This is a genomic window from Sphingomonas arenae, assembly GCF_016924655.1.
Taxonomy (GTDB): Bacteria; Pseudomonadota; Alphaproteobacteria; order Sphingomonadales; family Sphingomonadaceae; genus Sphingomicrobium; species Sphingomicrobium arenae.
Genome location: NZ_JAFFJU010000003.1, coordinates 42,887 through 64,541 on the forward strand (window position 1 = coordinate 42,887; position 21,655 = coordinate 64,541).

A 21,655-nucleotide genomic window follows, 5' to 3' on the forward strand; every position below is an offset into this window, starting at 1 on the left:
CATTCCGCTCCTGATGTTTGGCGCGGCACGAAGTGCAGGAGATGGATTCCCGCGTTCGCGGGAATGACGCTAAGGGCATCCCATGACCTTCGCTTCCTTTCCCGCGCTTCGCATGCGCCGCGGCCGCTCGTCTTCATGGATGCGCGCCATGCTGGCCGAGCATCGGCTTCATCCCAGCGACCTGATCCTGCCGCTGTTCATCTGCGCGGGTGAAGGCTGCGAGGAGCCGATCCCCGCGCTACCTGGGGTGAGCCGGTGGACTGTGGACCGGATTGGCGCGCAGGCCAAGGCCGCCGCGGCGCTCGGCATTCCGTGCGTCGCGCTGTTCCCCAACACGCCGGCAGGACTCCGGACCGAGCTGGCCGAAGAAGCGCTGAACCCGGACAATCTGATCTGCCGTGCCGTCAGGGCGGTGAAGGACGCCTGCCCGGAGATCGGCGTGCTGACGGACGTCGCGCTCGATCCTTACACGGCGCATGGCCATGACGGGCTGGTGGACGATCGCGGCTGCGTGCTGAACGACGAGACCACCGCGGTCCTGGTGGAACAGGCACTGGTGCAGGCCGAGGCTGGGGCGGACATCGTTGCTCCGTCCGACATGATGGATGGCCGGGTCGGTGCGATCCGCCAGGCGCTGGAGCGGGAGGGCCGGTGCGACACCGCGATCATGGCTTATACCGCGAAATATGCGTCCGCCTTCTACGGGCCGTTCCGGGACGCGGTCGGGTCGCGCGGGCTGCTGAAAGGCGACAAGCGCGGCTACCAGATGGACCCCGCCAATGCCGACGAGGCATTACGGGAGGTCGCTCTGGACGTCGCCGAGGGCGCGGACATGGTCATGGTGAAGCCCGGTCTGCCGTACCTCGACATCGTGCGCAGTGTCCGCGAGGCGTTCCGGGTGCCGGTCTTCGCCTACCAGGTGAGCGGCGAATATGCGATGATCGAGCATGCCGCGGCGGCTGGGGCTGGTGACCGGGACGCGCTGATCCTCGAGACCCTGCTGGCCTTCAAGCGGGCCGGCGCGACCGGCGTCCTGACGTATCATGCGATGGACGCGGCAAGGCTGATCACCCGGTCTTAACCCACCCCGTTGCAAGTTGGCCTCCGCCCGCTACGCTGGGTTGGGCACTGGGGGGATTAATGGCGACCATGGCGATCGAGGAGAGCCGTCCGGCGGGCAGGCTCCGCCTGCGATACACGCTGGCGATCTTTGCCGGGTCCTTTCTGCTGTTCCTGGTTCAACCGCTGCTCGCCCGCATGGCCCTGCCGCGGCTTGGCGGAGCGCCGGCAGTCTGGAACTCCGCGATGCTGGTGTACCAGGCGCTGCTGCTGGGCGGATACGCCTACGCTCACGCGATCGCACGACTGCCGGGACGTGCGCAGGCCGGCATTCACCTGACACTGCTGGCGCTGGCCGCACTGACCTTGCCGCTCGGGCTCAGCGCCGCCGTGCCGGACGCGGGGGACAACAGCTTCCTGTGGGTGCCGTGGCTCCTGCTGCTGTCGGTCGGACCTTTGTTCTTCGTGATCTCGGCGCAGGCGCCATTGCTGCAGCGCTGGTTCGCCATGAGCGGGGGAGGCGATCCCTACCCGCTGTACGCAGCATCGAACCTGGGGAGCCTGCTTGGTCTGCTCACCTATCCCTTGCTGCTGGAGCCGCTGATCGGCGTCGGTCACCAGAGCTGGTGGTGGAGCATCGGCTATGCGGTCATGGCACTGCTCGTCGCCTGGTGCATGTTGTCGCTCCAGGGCTCGGCAACGACGACCGCGATCGTGAGCCAGGAGGCGGTCGAACGCCCGCTGGACAAGAAGCGCATCGCGGGCTGGATCGTGCTGGCCGCGGTGCCGTCGGGCCTCATGCTCTCGACCACGCTCCACCTGACCACGGACATAGCGGCCATGCCGCTGCTGTGGGTGGTTCCTCTCGCCATCTACCTGCTCAGCTTCACCGTGGCCTTCTCGGAGCGGCGGGGCCTGGCGCAGCTGTGCGCGCGGGTAGCGCCCTTCACCGTGCTACTGGTCTGCGTGGGCCTGTTCCGGGCGCAAGGCGCGTTGCTGCTGCCGGTGATGATCGTCTCGCTGCTCAACCTGTTCATGGTGGCCGTGGCGCTGCACGCCAAGCTGTTCGACGATCGTCCCGCGCCATCGCAGCTCACCGGCTTCTATCTTGCCATGTCCGTGGGTGGAGCCTTGGGTGGCCTGTTCTGCGCCCTGATCGCGCCGCTGGTATTCGACTGGACATACGAGCATCCCCTGCTGCTGCTCGCGGCGGGCGCACTCGTCGCCGGGGTGCACCCGTTCCGGCGGTTCGAGCAGCTGTGGCGCTCCCCCACGCTCGAGCGACGAGTCCTGATGGTCATCATCCTGCTTGTGCTGCTCACCCTGATCGCTCGGTCGGTGCTGGGGGATGATGCGGAGTGGGTCCGCCTCGCGGTTCTGGGCGTGCTGATGGCGATCGGACTGTTCGCGATCGGGCGCCCGCTGCTGTTCACCATCATCCTGGCGCTGTTGATGCTGGGCATGGGCGGGGTCCAGAAGCTCGCCCTCACGTCCGAGCCCGGCCGGATGACCCGCAGTTACTTCGGCGTTTATTCGATCCAGGAGGACGACAGCCTGCGCTACCTGCTGCACGGCACGACCATGCACGGACTGCAGCTGCGCGGATCGCCGGAGCGGGAACGGCTGCCCACCAGCTATTACGCCCCGCAGTCCGCCGTCGGGCGGCTCCTCAACATCGCACCAGCTCTGTATGGGCCGCAGGCTCGCATCGGAGCCGTCGGGCTCGGCACCGGGACACTGTCCTGCTACGCACGGGCGAACGAGCGCTGGACCTTCTACGAGATCGACCCCGCGGTGGTCGACATCGCGCGCGATCCGAAGCGTTTCACCTTCCTGTCCAAATGCCTTCCCAAGGTGCCGATCGTGCTGGGTGACGCGCGGCTGAGCCTGGCTGGGCAGGCGCCGGGTAGCGCGGACGTGCTGATCATCGACGCCTTCTCGTCCGATGCCGTGCCCATGCACCTCCTGACCCGTGAAGCGTTTGCCCTCTATCGCCGGGTTCTCCAGCCGGAAGGCATATTAATGGTGCACATCTCGAACCGTCACCTCGACCTGCAGCCGGTGGTCGCGGCCTCGGCCCGTGGGCAGTTCCAAGCGATGCTCGGCGTCTACGATCCGTTGCCGCGGGAGGTCGTGCTGGGGGCGGCACCCAGCCGCTGGATCGCCTTGTCGGCTTCGGGCCGGAAACTTGGCGAGCTCCGTTCCGCGACCAGGGCCGACTTCTGGGAGCCGCTGCCCCCATATGCCGACTTCGCGGGCTGGACCGACGACTACGGTTCGATCCTGCCCATCATCAAGCGATGAGCGAGGAGGTTGCCGAGACCGCGCGCCTGCGCTTGCGCGGCTGGCGACCTGGTGATCCCGAGGAGTTCCTGCGGCGTCTCAACACGCCGACGGTCATGCGATGGCTTGGCGGAGTGCAGGACGAAGCGACCGCCCATGCCGCGCTGGACCGGATCGACGGCTTCCAGCGGGACTTCGGCCACACCTTCTGGATCGTGGAGCGCAAGTTGGACGGGGCGCTGCTCGGCTTCTGTGGGCTGAAGCGCGTAAACGCGCCGGGCGGCGAGCATCTGCACGGCGAGTTCGAGATCGGCTGGCGCTTGCGGGAAGACGCCTGGGGGCAGGGCATTGCCAAGGAAGCTGCCATTGCCTCGCTGGACCTGGCGTTCGACCGCTTCGGAGCGCCCAGCGTGGTCGCGCTGACTGTGCCCGGCAACGAGGCGAGCCAAGGGCTCATGCGACGGTTGGGCATGCGGCGCCGCGAGGATCTGGACTTCGTGGATACCCGCTTTGCCAATCCTGGCGAGCTCAACCCGACGGTGGTCCATCGGATCGATGCGGCTGAATGGCCCGATGCGCGGGCCGCAGCGCTGTCCTAGCCGCCGAGGCGCGCCTGCACCGCGTCCACTCGGGCCGCCTGTCGGCTGTCGATCGCTGCGATCGCCTCTGCCGCCTCCCGGATTGCGGCGAGATCCCGTGGAGCGATGAAGCCGCGCTCCTTGAGGCGTGCGGCGCTTAGCGCATCCAGGTCGCCGAGTGCTCGGGTGGTTGGATACCTGGCGGCGATCGCTCCGGAAAGCGCCTGCTGGGCAGTGATCCAGCTCTCACTGTCCCGAGCGCCTGCTGCTGCCGCTGCCTGTTCGGCGGGCGCGATCGCTGCCTCGAACGGGGTCTCGGTTGCACGCGCCTGCGCGACGAGCGCCTGAAGCCCTGCCGCCAGTGTCGCGTCGAGCGGGATCTCCCCCGATCGGTCGGGAACAGGCAGCCGCGGATCGATGGACTCTGCCGGGCGCGGAGCAAGGGAGGGCACTGACGGGGATGGCCCGGCGCATGCGGACAGGAGCAACGTCGGAAGGAGGAGCGCGGCGCGTTTCACGCGGTCCGTGTAAGCAAGCGGGAGGGGGGTGGCAATTGCGCCATCGCATGCTCAACAGGGTTGCGCGGGTCCATTCCGCCGCCTATGGACCCCCCTGCCGCGCGCCCGTAGCTCAGCTGGATAGAGCATCAGACTACGAATCTGAGGGTCGGACGTTCGAATCGTTCCGGGCGCGCCATTCTCCCCCAATCGTCCGTTCAGCCGGTTCATCAGGCGCCGACCACCGTTCATTAACTTCCGAGCCTTAGGCGTCGGGGTCGAGCGCGGTTCAGCGTCGCCCGCTGGTTGCGCGTGGGCGGCTCGTCGTTAAGCTGCGCCGCGTTCAAAGGGGGAGGTCGGCATCTCGGCCGGGTCAAAAGGGGCAAGTGTTGCGGGCGACCGCTTTGCCTCCGCGTATCGATCGCTGCGGGAAGATGGGTCGGTTCAGTTCGACCTGACGGCTCCCGATCCTCCACCCACGCCCCCGACGTGGCTGCGGGACTTCTTCGAGTGGCTTGGCCGCGTGATGAAGCCGGTCGGAGATTTCTTCTCCTGGATCAGCAGCTTCCTTCCGGACGCGCCTTATGCGCGCATCCTGCTGTGGGCGGTGCTGGCGATCCTGGCGGCGGCCTTCGCCTGGCTGATCTACCAGCGGGTGCGTCACGGCGTGTGGCAATGGCGTCGGGTGCCGGCCGCGGCGGCGGAGCCGCTGGACGAGGAGGAGTGGGTTCCCGAGCAGGCGCCCGCCCACCGCTGGCTGGAAGAGGCGGACGCGCTCGCCGCGCAGGGGCGCTATGCGGAGGCGATCCACCATCTGCTGATCCGTTCCGTAGAGGACATCGCGCGGCGCAAGCCCGCATTGGTGAAGCCATCGGTCACCAGCCGCGAACTGGCGGCCGCAACGGCGATCCCCAGTGGGGCGCGCAATCTGTTTTCCGGCATCGCCCGGCTGGTGGAGCGGAGTCTGTTCGCCAGCCGTCCGGTCGGGCAGGCGGAGTGGACTGAGGCCCGGAGCTCTTATGCCGACTTCGCTGTGCCAAGGGCCTGGCAGGCATGAGCGAAGTCGCGATCGGCGGTCCCAGCGCCACTGAGCTGAGCTTCACGCGCAAGGCGGCGCTGGTGATCGTCGGGGTGGGCGTGCTGGCCTTCCTGGCCATGCTGGTGCTGGGCGCCTACGCTCCTGATTTCCGCTCCGGCAGGAACGGCGGCGCGCATGCGCTGTCGAACGCCGTGACCGGGTTCAGCGGTGTGGTCCGGCTGGCGGAGGCGACTGGCCGCAACCCGCAGGTGGTGCGGAGCCTGGATCAGCTCGAAAGCGAGGATCTGGCCGTCATCACGCCGGAACGGGGCGACGTGGACCTCACGGACATCCTGGAATGGCGCAGCAGCCGGACAACCCTGTTCGTGCTGCCGAAATGGTGGACGCAAGGCGATCCGAAGCGCACCGGGTGGGTACGGGTCGCCGGCGTGCGGCCGACAGACGATACGGAGCGGGTGCTGGCGCCGGCTTACCCGCTAAAGGTTCGGGTCACCCGAAGCGGCGGGCCGCTACGGACCGTGCCGGACCATGCGCCTTCGGAGATGCGTTTTCGCTCGCCCCTCGCGCTGCAGACTGTCAGCGGTAAGGACCTGCGCCCCGTTGTCACCGACAGCGCCGGCAGGATCGTCCTGGCGCAGGTGGGGGCCCGGCAGCTCTACATCCTCGCGGACCCGGATCTCCTGAACAACCGCGGCATGCGCGATGAGGGGCAGGCGCGCGCCGCGCTGGCGATGCTGGACTTCCTCAACAGCACCGACGCGGATGGCATCCTGTTCGACGTCACCAGCAACGGCCTAGGCGCCGCGCGCAGCCCCTTGAAGCTGCTATTCGAGCCGCCGTTCCTGTCGGTGACCTTGGCCATCGCGGCGGCCCTTTTGCTGGCGGGCGTGCAGGCGCTGACCCGGTTCGGGGCGCCGCGCCGCCCGGAACGCGCGATCCGCTTCGGCAAGGCGGCGCTGGTGGACAATACCGCGGCGCTGGTTCGCCGTGCTCGCCGGGAGGTGCAGCTTGGGTATCGTTACGCGCAGGTGGCGCGGCGCCGGGCGGCAACGCTGTTGCGGCTGCCGCCATCGCTGCCCGAAGGCGAGCTCGACGCGCGGCTGGATCAGGTGCGCACCTCGGGCGCCCCGTTCAGCGAGCTTGCGACGCGCACGGAGCGGGCGTCGACCCGGGAAGAACTGACCATCGCGGCCAGAGGGCTGCACCAGTGGCTGAAGGAGCTTGAAGCGTGAGTGTTGAAGAAGTTCAGTCGCTGGGGAATGCGATCCGGCAAGAGATCGCCAAGGCCGTCGTGGGGCAGGAGGAGACCGTCGACCTGATGCTGGTTGCGCTCTTTTCGGGCGGGCACATCCTGCTGGAAGGTCCGCCGGGCACCGCCAAGACGCTGCTAGCGCACAGCTTCGCCGCGACGCTCGGGCTGCAGTTCGGCCGGATCCAGTTCACGCCAGACCTGATGCCGGCAGACATCATCGGCGCCAATCTGTTCGACTTCCAGACCTCCCGCTTCACGCTCACGCGGGGGCCGATCTTCACCGACCTGCTGCTGGCGGACGAGATCAACCGGACCCCGCCCAAGACCCAAGCTGCGCTGCTGGAGGCCATGCAGGAACGCCAGGTCACGGTGGACGGCAAGAGCATGGCGCTCGGCGACCGGTTCATGGTCGTCGCGACCCAGAACCCGATCGAGCAGCAGGGTGTCTATCCCCTGCCCGAAGCGCAGCTCGACCGCTTCCTGTTCAAGCAGCTGGTGGATTATCCAAGCGCCGATGAAGAGCGGCGGATTATCGCCGAGCATGGCGCCCGGCGGGAGGTGATGGAGCCCGCGGGCTGGGGTGTCGAGGCAAGAGCCGATGGCGCCAGCATCGGAGCCGCGCTCGAGACGGTGGCGGCAGTTCGCCTGGTCGACGAGATCGTGGACTATGTCACCGCGCTGATCCGGCAGACCCGCACGGTCAGCGACCTGGAGGCGGGCGCATCGCCGCGCGCCGGGGCCATGCTCGCGGCGGCGGCGCGGGCGAGGGCGGCACTGGACGGCCGAGACTTCGTCGTGCCGGACGACGTGAAGCGGCTGGCGCCGGCGCTGCTCCGCCACCGATTGATCCTGTCGCCATCCGCCGAGATCAACGGCCGGCGGGTCGAGGAGGTGGTGCAGTCGATCATCGAAGCGGTCGAGGCGCCGCGTTGATCTATCCGACACGCGCGGCTGTCCTGATCGCAGCGGCTGGCGCTCTCGCCACCTTGCTGGTGGACGCGGTGGCGCCGGCCTACTGGTACGTCGGCCTGGCGTGGCCCGCGGCCGTTCTGCTGCTCTGCCTCGTCGATGCAGCGACGGGTGCTCGGCGCCTGTCAGCCCGGCTGGAACTGCCGCGATCGGCTTATGTCGGCCATGCGAGCGAAGCGATCGTGCGTGTGGGGGTGACGAAAGGACCGTCCCCGCGGCTGGTGGAGGTTGCGCTGGACCTGCCGCCGATCGTCCATGCCGAGGATGACGGCCGAATGCTGATCGGGATCGCGGCGGAGCAGGGGAGCGGTCGCTTGGAGCTGGAGCTGGTTCGGCGCGGGATCGCCCGGTTCGCGTCGCTGTGGCTGCGCTGGAAAGGGCCGCTCGGTCTGATGTGGCACCAGGAGAAAGTCGCGCTCGATGCCGGGTTTCCGGTGCTCCCGGACCTGCGGCCGGTGCATCGGCACGGCGCTGCGATCTTCCAGCGTCATGCGCTGCAGGGGCTGGTGGCGCAACTCGAGCGCGGCGACGGATCCGACCTCGATGCGCTGGTCGAGTATCAGCAGGGCATGGACCGGCGGGCGATCGACTGGAAGCAGTCGGCCCGGCATAGCAAGCTACTCGCCCGGCAGTATCGCAGCGAGCGCAACAACCAGATCGTCTTTGCCATCGATAGCGGGCGGCAGATGTCGGAGCCGATTGCCGGCCTACCTCGGGTGGATCGGGCGGTTTCCGCCATGCTGCTGACCGCCTGGGTCGCGCTGAAGATGGGCGACCGGATCGCCCTTCACAGCTTCGACTCGCGGCCGCGGGTGGGGAGCGGGCTCGTCTCGGGCATGGGCGCGTTCGCCGAATTGCAGCAGATGGCGGCCGGCATCGATTACAGCGGGGAGGAGACGAACTACACCTTCGCGCTGACGGGGCTGGCGAGCCGGCTGACCCGCCGCTCGATGATCGTCCTGTTCACGGAATTCACGGACAGCATCTCGGCGGACTTCATGGTCCGGGCCGCGCGCCGGCTGGTGCAGACGCACTTGCTGCTGGTCGTGGTGCTGCGCGACGAGGAGCTGGAGAGCATCGTGGAGCGCGAGCCGGACGAGGCGGACGACATCACTCGCACCATCACGGCGGCGGACCTGCTGAAGGAGCGACGGATCGCGATCGGCCGGCTCCAGCACCTGGGTGTGCACGTGATCGAGAGTGAGCACGACAAGGTCGGGGAAAGCCTGGTGCATGGCTATCTCGACCTGAAGCGGAGGAACCTGCTGTGAACGTCCAGGCGGCACCGCTGGTCAATGCGACCCGCTTCCGGCTTGCCCATCAGGGCGATTGGGAGCGGCTGGAGGAACTGGTCACCCGGCTGGAGAAGAAGTCGCTCGGACACCTCGACGACGACGACCTGCTCGCGCTTCCGGCGCTGTATCGGACGACGCTGTCGTCGCTGTCGATCGCCCGGGATACGTCGCTGGATCGGGCGCTGGTGACCTACCTCGAGCAACTGTGCACGCGCGCCTATTTCCAGATCTATGGGGTTCAGACCCCGGCCCGACGGCAGGTGGCGGACTTCTTTCGGACAGGTTGGCCCGTCGCGGCGCGGGACCTGTGGAAGGAGACCTTGGTCTGTTCGGCGCTGATGGTCCTGTCCGCGGTGATCGGATACCTGCTGGTCAGCGGCGATCCGGGCTGGTTCTACAGCATCATCCCCGCCGAGCTAGCGGGCGGCCGTGATCCGGCGGCATCGGCGGAGTTCCTCCGGGGCACCCTCTACGACAGCCAGGAGAGCCTGCTCACGACCTTCGCGACCTATCTGTTCACTCACAACAGCCAGGTCGCCATCCTGTCGTTCGCGCTTGGCTTTGCCTTTGCCGTGCCGACCGTCCTCCTGATGCTCTACAACGGCCTGATGCTGGGGGCGATCTATGCCGTGTTCGCGGCGAAGGGACTGGGGCCGAACCTTGCCGGATGGCTGATGATCCACGGGACTACCGAGCTGCTGGCCATTGCCATTGCCGGGGCCGCCGGCCTCAGGATCGGCACAGCCGTGGCCTTTCCCGGGCGGCTGACTCGCGCCGCCTTGCTGGTCAAGGCCGGCCGGTCGGCTGCGACGGCGATGATCGGCGTGGTCGTGATGCTCGCCGCCGCCGGACTGCTGGAGGGGATCGGGCGCCAGACCATCACGAGCGACGTGTTTCGCTTCCTCATCGGCTGGTCGATGCTGACTTTCTGGGTGCTGTATCTTTATGTCCTCGGCGGACGGAAGCGGATGGCATGAGCCGCCACCCGCGCAGCCTTCGCCGGACGTTCGTCACCCCGGAAGGCATCGACCTTCGGCTGGAGCTCGGGTCGGCGGGCGCCCGCGCGGGCGCCTTCCTGATAGACGCGATCCTGATCCTGGTCGTGCTGGTGCTGCTGACGATCGGAGCGCTCATGCTGGCGTTCGCGTCGGCAGGCGAGTTCGTGATGATGCTCTGGCTGATCGGCTTCTTCGTCCTTCGCAACGGCTGGTTCACGCTGTTCGAAATGGGCAGCCGGGGCGCGACGCCCGGCAAGCGCCTGATGAAGCTGCGTGTTGTCGCCCGAGATGGAGCCCGGCTGACGGGCGCGGCCGTGGTGGCCCGCAACGCCATGCGGGAGATCGAGGTGTTCCTGCCGCTGTCCTTCCTTGTGTCGAGGACCGTGGAAGGGACCGCCGACGCCGCCCTGACCATTGCCAGCCTGGGGTGGAGCGGCATCTTCCTGTTCTTCCCGTTGTTCAACCGCGACCGGTTGCGGGTCGGCGATCTGGTGGCGGGGACCTGGGTGGTGGTGACCGGCAGGGCCCGCCTGTCCTACGACCTGGTGGGCGCCGCCCCAGCCCAACGGCGGACCTTCGGCGATGCCGCGCTTAATCTGTACGGCATCTACGAATTGCAGACGCTGGAACAGGTTCTGCGGGAGGAGAATCCGGCTACGCTTTCCAACGTCGCGAACATGATCCGCAGCAAGGCGGACATCCCGGATGATGGCGACGACCACGGGTTCCTGACCGACTATTACGCCGCACTGTGCGCTCGACTGGAGGCGAATCTGCTGGTGGGCCGTCGGCGGGAAACCAAGTTCGACCCGGTCGCCTAGCGCATCAGGCGGATCTCCACCCGGCGGTTCTGCGGTTCGCGAACCCCGTCTGCCGTCGGAATGAGCGGGCGGCTCTCGCCGAGTGCCTGGACGGTGATGGCCGTGGACGGAATGCCGTGGCTCGACAGCCAGTCACCCACGGCCATGGACCGCAGGCGAGAAGCGCGCAGATTGGCCGAGGAAGGTCCGGACAGGTCCGCGTGTCCCGATAGGATCACGCGTCGAAACGCGCCGGTTTTCCACCCGGAGATCACCTGTTCGAGAGCCGCGGCGGAATCACGTGTGATTGCCGCCTTGCTGCTGTCGAAAAAGAGAAGCGTCGGACAGGGCTCTCCGGCGGCGACCGCGATCAGTCCGCCGGCACAAGATCCGGGAGCAATTGGAGGAGCCTGCGCGATCAGCGCGGCGAGGAGGAGGGACATAGGGCGCGGGCCTTATCGCCCAGTGCGCCGAGGCGCCAGAGGCCGTCAGACGACGGCTGCGCGACCTTCATATTCGGCGGCGCGAGCTGCGAATTGCTGCGCCAGCTTGGCGTGCCACTCCCGCGCGTTCTCCGTAATCGCCCGCTGCGCGGCCATCCGTTCTTCGGCAGCACGGCGATGGTAGTAACGCATGTTCGACTCCACGGGCGCACCTCCCCAGGTCCACAGGTCCAGACGCTACTCTCTCCAGCGAACCTTGCAGAATGGTTAATATCCACATCCCTGTTCGACCCTGTCCCGAGGCGGCACAGGAGTGAGGTTTCGAAGTGACAGCTGGCTCAAATCAGATCATCGTTGAAACCTAACGACTCATCGCCCGTTCTCCACTTCAACCGGGTTGAAGGAACTGAACATGCTGACGTCGAACACGACTGGCCGCAAAGCGTTCGATCCCGCCGTTCGGGGCTATCATGCGGTGTACCGCGAGGATGCCGTGAACCACTGCCCGGGCTGCGGCCGGACCCACTGGCTGATTGGCCGGATGCTCGCCGAGTGCGGTTTCTGTGGGACGGCTCTGCCGCTCAGCGATGGCTATTTCCGTGGTGCCGGCTCCGTCCATCGCGGCCGTCCGGCAATCGTTTCCCGCGCCGCTTAGGGAACAGCCCTTATTCTGACTACGGGCGGAATGGCCTATAGTCACGCGCATGAAACGACTCCTGTTCGTCGCCGCGCTGTCGCTTGCAGTACCTGCATGGGCAGCGTCTCTGGGGCTGGTCAACCGGACGGGTGAAGCGATTGCCGGAACCTCCATCCGGCCGACCGACGGCAAGGCGGGATGGCAGCCGCTCGCAGGAGCGCAGGCCGACGGCGCACGTGTTTCGATCGACGTGTCGACCGATGCGCAATGCGCCTTCGATATCCGTGCCCGTCTCTCGAGCGGGAAGGAACTGGTCTACTCGGGCGTCAACCTTTGTGAGACCAGCGCCGTGACGCTGAACCGGCGGGCCGACGGAACGACCTGGGTCGACTACGACTGAACCGACGTGCAGGCGCTGACGCGAGCGCGAGCCTTGCGGCAACCGGTCGCTTCGACACGGAGTCGAGTAGCTTTGCTCCTGCGATGAACACCACGCCTGTGCAGAGGGCGAAGAACAGCCAACCCACTGTGCCGGGATAGACCTCCAGGTAGTACTTGCCGCGCTCGACGGCGCCCAAGGCGATGGCCCAGATGACCAGCCACGCCTCCCAGCGCGTCTTGATCGTGAACAGCCGCCCCAGTTTGCGGATAAAACGCGGTGTATGCATCGCCATTGGTTAAGCAATGCACGTGCCAACCGCGAAGTTCCGCCATTTTCGTGTTAACGATGGCGGTTAAATGTCAATTAACTCGACAGGCGTAAACGCGCTGAGCTGCTGCTTGGGTTATGAAGTGCGTTCAGCGAAGCTCGGAGAGATCCAGAGCTCCGAGCAGGGCCGTACGGGCGGCTTCAATTTGCGAAACGAGCCGCGGGTCGGCGAGTTCGTCCGGATGGATGCTTTCCGGCCACTCGCGGCTGATGACGTCCTTGAGGCGGTCGAGCTTGACTTCATCCACGAGGAAGCGCGGATCGACGGTTGCGGGGTCGGCGACGACCCGGAGGCGCAAGCACGCCGGGCCGCCCCCGTTCGCCATGGACTGGCGCACGTCCACGACTTCGACCCGGCGGATTGCGCCGTTCCCCGCGAGGTGCCGTTGCAGCCAGGCCCATACCGAAGGGGTCTCGCGCGCTTCTTCCGGCACAATCAAGGTCGTCCGTCCGTCGGGCGGTGTCACGAGCTGCGCGTTGAACAGATAGGAGCGGATGGCATCATCGAGGCTCACCTCCGCCGCGGCGACTTCGACATATTCGAGAGACGGGAACCGGGAGGACAGCTCCCCCAGGAAGCCGCCCTTGTCCTCAAAGGCCCGTTCGTGCGCGAAGAGGACGCGCTCGTTCGCCACCGCGACCACGTCGTTGTGGAACGCGCCGGCGGCGATCGCCTCTTCGGACTGCTGCACGAACAGGGTGCGCTCGGGATCGAGCCGGTGGCGGCGGGCAATGGCCTTGAACGCCTCGAGGTGCTGCCGTGCGGGGAACGGACCACCGGAGAGGCCGTAGACGAAGACCTCCACGCCCGGCTGCCCATGTTGCTCGGTCAGGCGCATGAAGTTGGCCGCGCCCTCGTCGCCAAAGGCGGGCGGCACCGGGCCATGCACGGCGAAGTGTCGCTCGTCCCGGAAGGCGACCCTCAGCTGGGCCAGCGTGGCGTGCCACTCATGGCTGCGGTGGGGCATGGTACGAAGATTGGCGACTGTCAGGTGTGTCCGGCCATCCGCCGTGTCCGGCGCAGGTGACACGGTGGCCGCGTTCGCCGCCCACATGCTGGAGGCGGACATGGCGTTGGCCCGAAGTCCGGGTTCGGCCCGTTCCAGGGTGGTTCCGAGCTCCGCCAGCCACTGGTGGGCAGGACGCGGCTGGGGAACGAACAGTCCCTGATGCAGTCCTAGCCGCAGGTTGGCGCGCATCTTCTCCAGCCCCTGCAGCGCAGCGGCACGGGGGTGCGACACCTGGCGGGCATTGCGGGCGGAGGCGAGGTTGCCGAGGCTGAGGCCCGCGTAATTGTGACTGGGGCCGACCACCCCGTCGAAGTTGATTTCCACCAGCGACATCAGCGGGACACCGCCAGGACCGCGTCGCCTGGCTTGACCTCGAGCAGGTCCGCGGTCTGCTGGTCGATCGCGAGACCCTCCGTGCCCACGCGCCGCACCTCGGCCATTACGGCCCGGAACTGCTTCAGGCGTCCGGTGGCGAGCAGCATCTTCATTGGGCCCCCTTCACCGACCTCCGCGATGACCTCCTCGGTCGATTCCCGCACGGTGCGGACCTGGTCCGTCTTGGCAACCACCGTTGGGCCCCCGTCGAAAATGTCGATATACCGGTCGAAGCTGAAGCCTTCGGCTTCCAGCATGCGCAGCGCCGCGCGGCCGGTGGGATGCGGCTGGCCCATGACGGCCTTGGCGCTTTCGGGCAGCAGGGCGACGTAGATCGGTGTCTTTGGCATCAGGTCGGCGATAAAGTGGGTGCCATGAACGGCGTTGAACTCGTCCGCTTCGGGGAAGCTCATGTCGAAGAACCGGCCGGCGAGCGCATCCCAGAAGGGCGAGTTGCCGGCATCGTCCATGACACCGCGCAGTTCCGCGAGAACCCGCTCGCCGAAGCGCTCCCGGTGCTGGCGGATGAAGAGATAGCGGCTCCGGGCGAGAAGCATCCCCCAGCCCCCGGCTCGCATGGCCGGGTGCAGGAACAGTCCGCCGACCTCGCTGGAGCCCTCCAGGTCGGTCGTCAGGGTCAGCATCTGGTTGCGGAAGGTCTTGCCGAGCTCCGGGCTCCACTGGGTGAGGGTGCTGAGGTGATAGGAATAGAAGGCCTGGGTGACACCCACTTGCCCGAAGACCTGGCAGGTTCCCCGGATGACGTTCGCTTGCGGGTCCTCCAGCACGAAGATGTAGCAGTCGTTCCCCTGGCGCTCCTCCGCCTTGGCGAAGGCCTCCTCCGATCGCGCCAGCTTCTCGACGATCGTGCCCTTGTCCGCCGGCAGGTTGGTGAACCCGCCGCCAGTCAGCTTGGCCATTTCGTAGATGGCGTCGAAGTCTTCCGGCTCGGCCGGACGTATGCGGAAACTCATGCGGCCTCCTGGGCGAGGCGCAGGATGGTGAGGGCGGACAGGGCCGCGCGCTCGGCGAGGCTCTCGACGATCAGATATTCCTCCATGCTGTGGATCTTGCCACCGCGCACGCCCATCGTGTCGACCACGGGCACGCCGCAGGCCGCGATGTTGTTGCCGTCGCAGACGCCGCCAGACGGTTGCCAGCGGATCGGCTGGCCGAGGTCGGCGCCAGCCTGGCCGACGAGCTGGAACAGCTTCTCGGCTTCTGGGGTGAGTGGTTTGGGCGGGCGTCCGAAGCCGCCATGCGCGCGGATCCCGACGTCGTGCGCGGCGGCTACCGCCTGCACGGCATTGTCGATTGCCTGCTGCGCTGCGTCCTGAAGCTCCATCGTGCCGGGCCGCAGGTTGACCCGCAGCACCGCATGATCGGGAACCACGTTGTTGGGTCCTCCGCCGTCCAACTTGGCGACGTTCACGCTGAGTCCGGGCGCTTTCGCCGAGGATAGGCGCAAGGCAAGGTCGGCGGCGGCGACCACGGCGTTTCGGCCGTCTTCGGGGTTGCGACCGGCATGCGCCGACCGACCCGTGATCACGAAGCTGAAGTTCCCGCTTCCGGGACGGGAGCTGGCAAGAGTTCCGTCCGGGAGGGCGGCGGGTTCATAGGTAAGGGCGGCCCGCTTTCCTAAGGCGGCTGCAGCCAGCAGCGCAGCGGAGCCGGGCGACCCGACCTCTTCGTCGGAGTTGATCACGACCTCATAACCGAGGCGGGCTGCCAGTGGGCTGGACTCCACCGCCCGCAGTGCCGCGAGCATGACCGCCAATCCGCCCTTCATGTCGGCGACGCCCGGACCGCCGAGCACGCCGTCCTCTATCCAGGCCAGATGCTGGAAAGGGTGGTCGGAGGCGTAAACCGTGTCCATGTGGCCGGTGAACAGCAACTGCATCGGAGCATCCGGCCGAACCTTGAGGTGCAGGTTGCGGCCATGGGCGATGTCGCGGACAGCTCCGCTCGGCTCCACCGCGGTGACCGGGGTTGGGTCGAGCAGCTTGAGTTCGCCGGAAAGGTGAGAAAAGGCGTCGGCCAGTGCGGCCGCGACCTGTGCGAGGCCGTCGAGGTTCGTCGACCCGCTGTTGATCGCCGCCCACGACTGGACCTCGGCCAGCATCGGCTCGGCGGCGATCTGCGCGAGGGTGTCGCGTTCGGTAGAGCTCAGTTCCCCCATGCCCAAGCGCTCTAGCGGGAGCGAACGGGGAAGGCGAGAGGGGCCACGGTCGTCATTCCCGCGAACGCGAACCCATCTGCGAACCCTTCGACTTGCGGCGGCTTCAGGAATTGGACTCCCGCCTCCGCGGGAGTGACGGTTATCTGAGATGCTCCGCCCAATGGTCGATCAGGCAGCGGTAGAGATCGCGTTTGAAGGGCACGATGATCCCGGGAAGCTCAGCCGCCTCGATCCACTTCCAGTCGCAGAACTCCGGGTGAGCAGTTGCGATGTTCACGTCCATGTTCCGGCCCAGGAACCGGCACAGGAACCAGTCCTGCTCCTGCCCGCGCCACTTCCCGCCCCAGAGTTTCGGCTGCAGGTCATCGGGGAGGTCGTAGCGCAGGCGCTCCGGGTGATCGGCGATGCGCTCCACCAGGTGAGGCGGAATCCCGGTCTCTTCTTCCAGTTCGCGCAAGGCCGTCGCCCAAGGCTGTTCGCCCTTGTCGATCCCGCCCTGCGGCATCTGCCAGGCCTCGTCCGTGTTATCGATCCGGCGCCCGACCCAGACCTTGCGGTCGGTGTTGATCAGCATGACGCCCACGCCGCGGCGGTACAGTGGCTCTTCGCTCATCCCTGGGTCCATGCGAGTTGGGGAGCGACGAAGCAATCCGGTTCCGCAACCGGAGTTCTTCGCGCTCCCCAGGGACCGCTTAGTAGGTCGTCGTTGCCGCGCGGCTGCGCGAAGAGTTGTGACCACCAGCGCGGAACAGGATGTCTTCGGCCCGGTCGCGCGACAGGTTGGCGCGGTCGGGGTCGACGGAGACGAACACGCCGCCGTTGTTGATGCGCTCGTGATAGTAGCCCGCGTCCTCATCGCTTACGCCATGCTTTGTGAGGATGTCGCTGAGGCCGCCGGCTGCGGCGCCGATGGCCGTGCCGGTCAGGGCAGCGCCGCCGATGGCGGACTGGGCGATGGCGCCGGCTGCCGCGAGCGGGCCCACGCCCGGGATCGCGAGGGCGGCGACGCCTAGCAGCGCACCGATGCCCGATCCGGCGGCAGCCTTGGACAGGAAGCTCGCGGGCTCGTCACCATCGTTGTCGACCCGGTCGCCACTGCCCGTCGTTTCGGTGGTCTCGCCCTCGTGGCGGCCGATGATGGAGATGGCGTCGTTCCCCACGCCTGCGGCCCGCAGTTCGGATACGGCGCGCTCCGCTTCCGAGTAGTTGTCGAAGACCGCAGATACGATGTTGCCTTGCATTTTGAATCTCCCGCGCCGGGCGACACGTGTCCCGGCACCGCAACAAGCGAATCGACGCCTCCGAGGTTCCGCGTCGGGGACGGTCGACGCAGCGCTTCTCCTGCTCAGGCTGGCGCAAGCAGCAGCTTGAGGTGAGCGATGCAGCGTTCGAGATCGCCCTGCGCGCTGGGCAAGGCCTTGCGAAGGTTCATGAAGCCGTGGATCGTGCCTGCGCACTCGAGATAGACCGTCGAAACGCCGGCTTGAGCGCAGGCCGCGGCATAGGCGCGTCCCTGGTCCCGGATCGGGTCGAGTCCAGCCGTGACCACGAGGGTTGGAGGCATCCCATCTTGAGACCGGTGGAGCGGATCGTAGCGCCAGTCGCGGGCGGCGGGCGCATAGCATTCGTCGAACCAGTGCATGCTGTCGCGTGACAGGAGGTAGCCTTCGCCGAAATCCTCCAGGCTAGGGTAGCCTTCCGTCGGGTTCGCCGCCGGGTAGATCGGCCACTGCGCGAGGACCGGGACTTTGGCAGGCGAGTCGCGCAGGGCCAGGGCGGTCACGATAGCGAAGTTGCCGCCGGCACTGTCGCCGGCCAGCACGAGACCCGACGTTTGCAGACCCAGCTCAGCCGGGCTGGCCGCGAGCCACCGCGCTGATTCGATGGCATCCGTCACGCCGGCGGGGAAGGGGTGTTCCGGTGCGAGCCGGTAGTCGACCGAGACCACCGGCAGATCCAGCAGCCGGGCGATCTCCGCGCAGAGGGGCTCATGGGTGGCGATATCGCCCAGGACGAAGCCGCCGCCGTGATAGAAGACCAGCACCGGTCCGGCACGGCGCTCCGTCCTCGCATCGTAGAGCCGCATCGGGCAGGGTCCGCCCGCGATGTCGCGGATGATCGCGAGCTCTCCGGTGGGCGCATCGAACAGGTGCTTGGAGGCATGCATCATGTTGCGTGCCTCGGCGAGCGACACGTCGACGGCCCGCTTGGCGCCTCCGGCCGCCATCTGGTCGAGGAACGCGCGAACATCGGGACGAACAAAGGGCTGGGTCATGCCGTCCTCATCGCGGCCAGCCGCCCCTGAGGCAAGCCGCAGGCCGGGCGATGGAGACCAGCTACTCTCCGCCCTCGCAAACTTGCCACAATGCGCTTAGATAGACCTCGAAACCCCACATCGCAGGATCTGTAATGGCTACGGCCACCCATCTCCTCACCCCAGAAGAAGCGCACAGCGATGCGCCGCAGGAAGCCGTCGTCGTCCGCTTTGCCGGGGATTCCGGCGATGGGATGCAGCTGACCGGCGGCCAGTTCACCCTGTCCACGGCGCTGGCCGGCAACGACCTCGCGACATTCCCGGACTTTCCGGCAGAAATCCGGGCACCGCAGGGCACCACGTTCGGTGTATCGGCCTTCCAGATCAACTTCGGCTCCGCGGCGATCGAGACGGCGGGCGACGAGCCCGACGTGCTCATCGCCATGAACCCGGCGGCCCTGAAGGTGAACGTGAACCAGCTTCGCGAGGGCGGGCTGATCATCGCCGACGAGGGGGAGTTCACGCAGCGCAACCTTGCGAAAGCGGGCTACGAGCAGAACCCGCTGGAGGATGACAGTCTGGCCAAGTGGCAGCTCGTGAAATTCAACATCTCACAGCTGACGCTGGACGCCGTGAAGCCGTTCGGGCTCGGCAACAAGGAAGCGCTTCGCTGCAAGAACATGTGGACCCTGGGGCTGGCGCTCTGGATGTTCGACCGTTCGCGTGAACCGATCGTGGATTGGCTCAAGACCAAGTTCGCCAAGGCTCCGCAGCTTGCAGAAGCGAACATTGCGGCCCTCAACGCCGGTCATGCCTATGGCGAGACGGTGGAGATGGGCGCGGCGGTGAAGCCGCGGCACATCGGTCCCGCTCCGGCGGAGCCCGGTCTCTATCGGACGGTGACCGGCGCGGAAGCGCTTGGGCTGGGCCTTGTGGCGGGTGCGCAGCTGGCAGGATTGCCGATGTTCTTCGGCTCCTATCCGATCACCCCGGCCTCGCCGCTGCTGCATCATCTCAGCCGCCTGAAGGAATATGGAATCACGACCTTCCAGGCGGAGGACGAGATCGCCGCCATCTGCGCTGCCATTGGCGCGAGCTATGCGGGGCAGTTGGGCGTCACGTCATCGTCGGGTCCCGGCATTGCGCTGAAGACCGAGGCGATGGGTCTGGCGATCATGACCGAGCTGCCGCTGGTGATCGTCAACTCGCAGCGTGGCGGGCCGTCTACCGGGCTGCCGACGAAGACGGAGCAGTCCGATCTCTACCAGGCGGTCTACGGCCGCAATGGGGATGCGCCGCTGCCGGTGATCGCTGCCCGCTCGCCATCAGACGCGTTCGACTGCGCGATCGAGGCGTGTCGTATCGCCGCCCATTACATGACGCCCGTCATGCTGCTGACGGACGGCTACATCGCCAATGCTGCCGAACCGTGGAAGGTGCCGGACATGAGCGGCTACGCGCCGTTCCCCGTGCAATTCGCGAATGGTGATGCGCCGATGAAGGACGGCAAGCTGCTGCCCTATCAGCGCAACGACCGCATGGCTCGGCCGTGGGTCAAGCCAGGCACGCCGGGGCTGACGCACCGGATCGGCGGAATCGAGAAGAACCCGGGCACGGGCGACCTCGACTATTCGCCGGCCGCCCATGCGGAGATGACGCGCCAGCGGCACCAGAAGGTGCTGGGCATTGCCAACGACATCCCCGAGCAGGACGTATGTCTGGGCGAGCGCGGCGCAGCTATGGCCGTGGTCGGATGGGGTTCGACCTTCGGACCCATCCACCAGGCGGTCCGCCGGATGCGTGCGCGCGGCCACGACGTGGCCCACGTGCACATTCGCCACATCTGGCCGCTGCCGCGGAACCTCGGCGAACTGCTGAAGAGCTTCGGCCGGGTAATCGTGCCGGAGATGAACGCGGGCCAGCTCAAGACTGTGCTGCGCGATCAGTATCTGGTCGATGCGCGCTCCCTGACCAAGGTCAGTGGCCAGCCCTTCCGCATTGCCGAGATCGAGGCCGCCATCGCCGAGGCGCTGGAGGGGCATTCGCCCGTGAACCTGCGACCCGATCCGGCGCAGCTGCCGATCCGCGACTCCGGTCACGATGACGGTCGCACCGTCCGAGAAGGCCTTGCGTGATGAAGCCGATCAACGCCTTTCCGCTGGTCGCCATGCTGATCGTCGTCCTGGTCCTCATTTACTGGCTGCTCTGACATGAACGAACTCACCCCTATCGAGAAGACCACTGCCAAGGACTGGGCGTCGGACCAGGAAGTCCGCTGGTGTCCGGGCTGCGGGGACTATGCGGTTCTGAAGGCCGTGCAGCGCACCATGCCTGACCTGGGCGTCGCGCGGGAGAAGACGGTGTTCGTCTCCGGGATCGGCTGTTCCAGCCGGTTCCCCTACTACATGGAGACATTCGGCTTCCATACCATCCACGGCCGAGCGCCGGCGGTGGCAACGGGCATCAAGCTGGCGAACCCGGAGCTGGACGTGTGGATCATCACCGGCGATGGCGACGCGCTGTCGATCGGCGGCAACCACACGATGCACGTGCTGCGCCGCAACCTGAACTGCCAGATCCTGCTGTTCAACAACGAGATCTACGGCCTGACCAAGGGGCAATATTCTCCCACCAGCCGGATTGGGACCCGCTCGCCCTCCACGCCCTTCGGTTCGGTCGATCGCCCGACCCGGCCGGCGGCATTCGCCCTCGGCTCGGGCGCTCGCTTCGTTGCGCGTGGGATCGACGTTCACAAGAACCTGCCCGACGTGCTCAAGGCGGCGCACGCGCACAAGGGCGCCGCCTTCGTGGAGATCTTTCAGAACTGCGTTGTTTACAACGACGACGTGTTCGCGCCCTTTACGGCACGGGAAGTCGCGACCGAAATGCAGCTGTGGCTGAAGCCCGGTGAGAAGATGCTATTTGCAGGTGGGGCCAAGGGCATAGCGCTGGATCTGGAGACGCTCGCGCTGAAGGTCGTCCCCGGGGACGATCCCGCGGTGCTGGTCCACAATCCCAGGAATCGTCTGCTGGCGCACCTGCTGGTCGAGATGCCTGGGCAGGGCTTCCCGGTCGCGCTCGGCGTCATCTACGACGATCCGGCGCCGACCTTCGACGAGGCCGTGCTGGAGCAGAACCGGACGGTCAGCGCCGGCAAGGCGCCAGACCTGCAGGCGCTGGTGAGCAAGGGCCAGAGCTGGCAGGTCGAGAAGGAGCCGCGGGCTGAGTAGGGGACGGTCATTCCCGCGGGGGCAGGAATCCATCTCCCGAATGTTTCG

Annotated in this window: 22 protein-coding genes and 1 tRNA gene; 14 read left to right on the plus strand and 9 right to left on the minus strand. The window is 67.0% G+C overall.

Annotated features, from left to right (window positions below; translation table 11 throughout):
- Positions 1-82: 82 nt before the first annotated feature.
- The 3 genes from hemB to JT720_RS11620 are packed head-to-tail and all read left to right on the plus strand — an operon-like array spanning position 83 to position 3,941.
- The gene (hemB, locus tag JT720_RS11610) at positions 83-1,081 is read left to right on the plus strand and encodes a porphobilinogen synthase (RefSeq protein ID WP_205481471.1); all 999 of its coding nucleotides are present in this window, start codon (positions 83-85) and stop codon (positions 1,079-1,081) included.
- A 59-nt stretch (positions 1,082-1,140) separates the two neighbouring features.
- The gene (locus tag JT720_RS11615) at positions 1,141-3,363 is read left to right on the plus strand and encodes a spermidine synthase (RefSeq protein WP_237219954.1); all 2,223 of its coding nucleotides are present in this window, start codon (positions 1,141-1,143) and stop codon (positions 3,361-3,363) included.
- The gene (locus JT720_RS11620) at positions 3,360-3,941 is read left to right on the plus strand and encodes a GNAT family N-acetyltransferase (protein WP_205481472.1); all 582 of its coding nucleotides are present in this window, start codon (positions 3,360-3,362) and stop codon (positions 3,939-3,941) included. The genes JT720_RS11615 and JT720_RS11620 overlap by 4 nt, the downstream gene beginning before the upstream one ends.
- Here the strand turns inward: JT720_RS11620 and JT720_RS11625 are convergent.
- Entirely contained in the window at positions 3,938-4,372 is a 435-nt protein-coding gene (locus tag JT720_RS11625) for a hypothetical protein (protein WP_205481473.1), read from the minus strand. The genes JT720_RS11620 and JT720_RS11625 overlap by 4 nt on opposite strands.
- Before the next feature lie 167 nt (positions 4,373-4,539).
- Here JT720_RS11625 and JT720_RS11630 point away from each other — a divergent pair.
- The 7 genes from JT720_RS11630 (at position 4,540) to JT720_RS11660 (ending at position 10,791) form a co-directional block, all read left to right on the plus strand.
- A tRNA-Arg gene (locus tag JT720_RS11630) sits at positions 4,540-4,616 on the plus strand.
- A gap of 324 nt (positions 4,617-4,940) precedes the next feature.
- Positions 4,941-5,474 (plus strand): DUF4129 domain-containing protein, encoded by a 534-nt coding sequence (locus tag JT720_RS11635; protein WP_237220050.1) that lies wholly within the window; start codon positions 4,941-4,943, stop codon positions 5,472-5,474.
- Positions 5,471-6,688 (plus strand): DUF4350 domain-containing protein, encoded by a 1,218-nt coding sequence (locus JT720_RS11640; RefSeq protein WP_205481474.1) that lies wholly within the window; start codon positions 5,471-5,473, stop codon positions 6,686-6,688. Before JT720_RS11635 ends, JT720_RS11640 begins: the two co-directional genes overlap by 4 nt.
- Complete coding sequence (locus JT720_RS11645) at positions 6,685-7,641, plus strand: AAA family ATPase (protein WP_205481475.1); 957 nt, start codon at positions 6,685-6,687, stop codon at positions 7,639-7,641. The genes JT720_RS11640 and JT720_RS11645 overlap by 4 nt, the downstream gene beginning before the upstream one ends.
- Complete coding sequence (locus JT720_RS11650; protein WP_205481476.1) at positions 7,638-8,948, plus strand: DUF58 domain-containing protein; 1,311 nt, start codon at positions 7,638-7,640, stop codon at positions 8,946-8,948. The genes JT720_RS11645 and JT720_RS11650 overlap by 4 nt, the downstream gene beginning before the upstream one ends.
- Positions 8,945-9,949: a stage II sporulation protein M gene (locus JT720_RS11655; RefSeq protein ID WP_205481477.1), complete on the plus strand. Its 1,005-nt coding sequence runs from the start codon at positions 8,945-8,947 to the stop codon at positions 9,947-9,949. Before JT720_RS11650 ends, JT720_RS11655 begins: the two co-directional genes overlap by 4 nt.
- Positions 9,946-10,791, plus strand: a complete 846-nt coding sequence (locus JT720_RS11660; protein ID WP_205481478.1) for an RDD family protein — start codon at positions 9,946-9,948, stop codon at positions 10,789-10,791. Before JT720_RS11655 ends, JT720_RS11660 begins: the two co-directional genes overlap by 4 nt.
- Here JT720_RS11660 and JT720_RS11665 read toward each other — a convergent pair.
- Both JT720_RS11665 and JT720_RS11670 read right to left on the minus strand, forming a co-directional pair.
- Complete coding sequence (locus JT720_RS11665) at positions 10,788-11,213, minus strand: OmpA family protein (protein ID WP_205481479.1); 426 nt, start codon at positions 11,211-11,213, stop codon at positions 10,788-10,790. The two genes, JT720_RS11660 and JT720_RS11665, sit on opposite strands and share 4 nt — an antisense overlap.
- Positions 11,214-11,258: 45 nt before the next feature.
- A complete protein-coding gene (locus JT720_RS11670) occupies positions 11,259-11,405 on the minus strand; it encodes a hypothetical protein (RefSeq protein WP_205481480.1) in 147 nt (48 codons plus the stop codon).
- Between the two features lie 220 nt (positions 11,406-11,625).
- Between JT720_RS11670 and JT720_RS11675 the strand changes: the two genes are divergently transcribed.
- Entirely contained in the window at positions 11,626-11,868 is a 243-nt protein-coding gene (locus tag JT720_RS11675) for a hypothetical protein (protein WP_205481672.1), read from the plus strand.
- 49 nt (positions 11,869-11,917) lie between these two features.
- Positions 11,918-12,250, plus strand: coding sequence for a hypothetical protein (locus JT720_RS11680; RefSeq protein ID WP_205481481.1), 333 nt, complete (start codon positions 11,918-11,920; stop codon positions 12,248-12,250).
- Between the two features lie 398 nt (positions 12,251-12,648).
- Here JT720_RS11680 and JT720_RS11685 read toward each other — a convergent pair whose 3' ends face one another.
- The 6 genes from JT720_RS11685 to JT720_RS11710 all read right to left on the minus strand — a co-directional run bounded on the left by JT720_RS11685 (position 12,649) and on the right by JT720_RS11710 (position 18,398).
- Positions 12,649-13,902: an N-succinylarginine dihydrolase gene (locus JT720_RS11685; protein ID WP_205481482.1), complete on the minus strand. Its 1,254-nt coding sequence runs from the start codon at positions 13,900-13,902 to the stop codon at positions 12,649-12,651.
- Complete coding sequence (locus JT720_RS11690; RefSeq protein WP_205481483.1) at positions 13,902-14,918, minus strand: arginine N-succinyltransferase; 1,017 nt, start codon at positions 14,916-14,918, stop codon at positions 13,902-13,904. The genes JT720_RS11685 and JT720_RS11690 overlap by 1 nt, the downstream gene beginning before the upstream one ends.
- On the minus strand, positions 14,915-16,123 hold the full coding sequence (locus tag JT720_RS11695; RefSeq protein ID WP_205481484.1) for a hydrolase: 1,209 nt from the start codon (positions 16,121-16,123) through the stop codon (positions 14,915-14,917). The genes JT720_RS11690 and JT720_RS11695 overlap by 4 nt, the downstream gene beginning before the upstream one ends.
- Before the next feature lie 139 nt (positions 16,124-16,262).
- The gene (locus JT720_RS11700; RefSeq protein ID WP_205481485.1) at positions 16,263-16,736 is read right to left on the minus strand and encodes an RNA pyrophosphohydrolase; all 474 of its coding nucleotides are present in this window, start codon (positions 16,734-16,736) and stop codon (positions 16,263-16,265) included.
- A 79-nt stretch (positions 16,737-16,815) separates the two neighbouring features.
- Positions 16,816-17,364, minus strand: coding sequence for a general stress protein (locus tag JT720_RS11705; RefSeq protein WP_205481486.1), 549 nt, complete (start codon positions 17,362-17,364; stop codon positions 16,816-16,818).
- A 104-nt stretch (positions 17,365-17,468) separates the two neighbouring features.
- A complete protein-coding gene (locus JT720_RS11710; RefSeq protein ID WP_205481487.1) occupies positions 17,469-18,398 on the minus strand; it encodes an alpha/beta hydrolase in 930 nt (309 codons plus the stop codon).
- A 134-nt stretch (positions 18,399-18,532) separates the two neighbouring features.
- Here JT720_RS11710 and JT720_RS11715 point away from each other — a divergent pair, with 134 nt between their 5' ends.
- A complete protein-coding gene (locus tag JT720_RS11715; RefSeq protein WP_205481488.1) occupies positions 18,533-20,512 on the plus strand; it encodes a 2-oxoacid:acceptor oxidoreductase subunit alpha in 1,980 nt (659 codons plus the stop codon).
- A 75-nt stretch (positions 20,513-20,587) separates the two neighbouring features.
- Positions 20,588-21,607 carry a 2-oxoacid:ferredoxin oxidoreductase subunit beta gene (locus JT720_RS11720; RefSeq protein ID WP_205481489.1) on the plus strand — a complete coding sequence of 340 codons (1,020 nt, stop codon included), beginning with the start codon at positions 20,588-20,590 and terminating at the stop codon, positions 21,605-21,607.
- Positions 21,608-21,655: the final 48 nt, after the last annotated feature.

Bases quoted from the DNA above. Each gene is read 5' to 3' on its own strand.
- JT720_RS11690 (WP_205481483.1), bottom strand. From the start codon at position 14,918: ATGAGTTTCCGCATACGTCCGGCCGAGCCGGAAGACTTCGACGCCATC.
- JT720_RS11620 (WP_205481472.1), top strand. From the start codon at position 3,360: ATGAGCGAGGAGGTTGCCGAGACCGCGCGCCTGCGCTTGCGCGGCTGG.
- JT720_RS11695 (WP_205481484.1), bottom strand. From the start codon at position 16,123: ATGGGGGAACTGAGCTCTACCGAACGCGACACCCTCGCGCAGATCGCC.
- hemB (WP_205481471.1), top strand. From the start codon at position 83: ATGACCTTCGCTTCCTTTCCCGCGCTTCGCATGCGCCGCGGCCGCTCG.
- JT720_RS11670 (WP_205481480.1), bottom strand. From the start codon at position 11,405: ATGCGTTACTACCATCGCCGTGCTGCCGAAGAACGGATGGCCGCGCAG.
- JT720_RS11680 (WP_205481481.1), top strand. From the start codon at position 11,918: ATGAAACGACTCCTGTTCGTCGCCGCGCTGTCGCTTGCAGTACCTGCA.
- JT720_RS11705 (WP_205481486.1), bottom strand. From the start codon at position 17,364: ATGCAAGGCAACATCGTATCTGCGGTCTTCGACAACTACTCGGAAGCG.
- JT720_RS11675 (WP_205481672.1), top strand. From the start codon at position 11,626: ATGCTGACGTCGAACACGACTGGCCGCAAAGCGTTCGATCCCGCCGTT.
- JT720_RS11710 (WP_205481487.1), bottom strand. From the start codon at position 18,398: ATGACCCAGCCCTTTGTTCGTCCCGATGTTCGCGCGTTCCTCGACCAG.
- JT720_RS11720 (WP_205481489.1), top strand. From the start codon at position 20,588: ATGAACGAACTCACCCCTATCGAGAAGACCACTGCCAAGGACTGGGCG.
- JT720_RS11660 (WP_205481478.1), top strand. From the start codon at position 9,946: ATGAGCCGCCACCCGCGCAGCCTTCGCCGGACGTTCGTCACCCCGGAA.
- JT720_RS11715 (WP_205481488.1), top strand. From the start codon at position 18,533: ATGGCTACGGCCACCCATCTCCTCACCCCAGAAGAAGCGCACAGCGAT.
- JT720_RS11665 (WP_205481479.1), bottom strand. From the start codon at position 11,213: ATGTCCCTCCTCCTCGCCGCGCTGATCGCGCAGGCTCCTCCAATTGCT.
- JT720_RS11700 (WP_205481485.1), bottom strand. From the start codon at position 16,736: ATGAGCGAAGAGCCACTGTACCGCCGCGGCGTGGGCGTCATGCTGATC.
- JT720_RS11615 (WP_237219954.1), top strand. From the start codon at position 1,141: ATGGCGACCATGGCGATCGAGGAGAGCCGTCCGGCGGGCAGGCTCCGC.
- JT720_RS11685 (WP_205481482.1), bottom strand. From the start codon at position 13,902: ATGTCGCTGGTGGAAATCAACTTCGACGGGGTGGTCGGCCCCAGTCAC.
- JT720_RS11640 (WP_205481474.1), top strand. From the start codon at position 5,471: ATGAGCGAAGTCGCGATCGGCGGTCCCAGCGCCACTGAGCTGAGCTTC.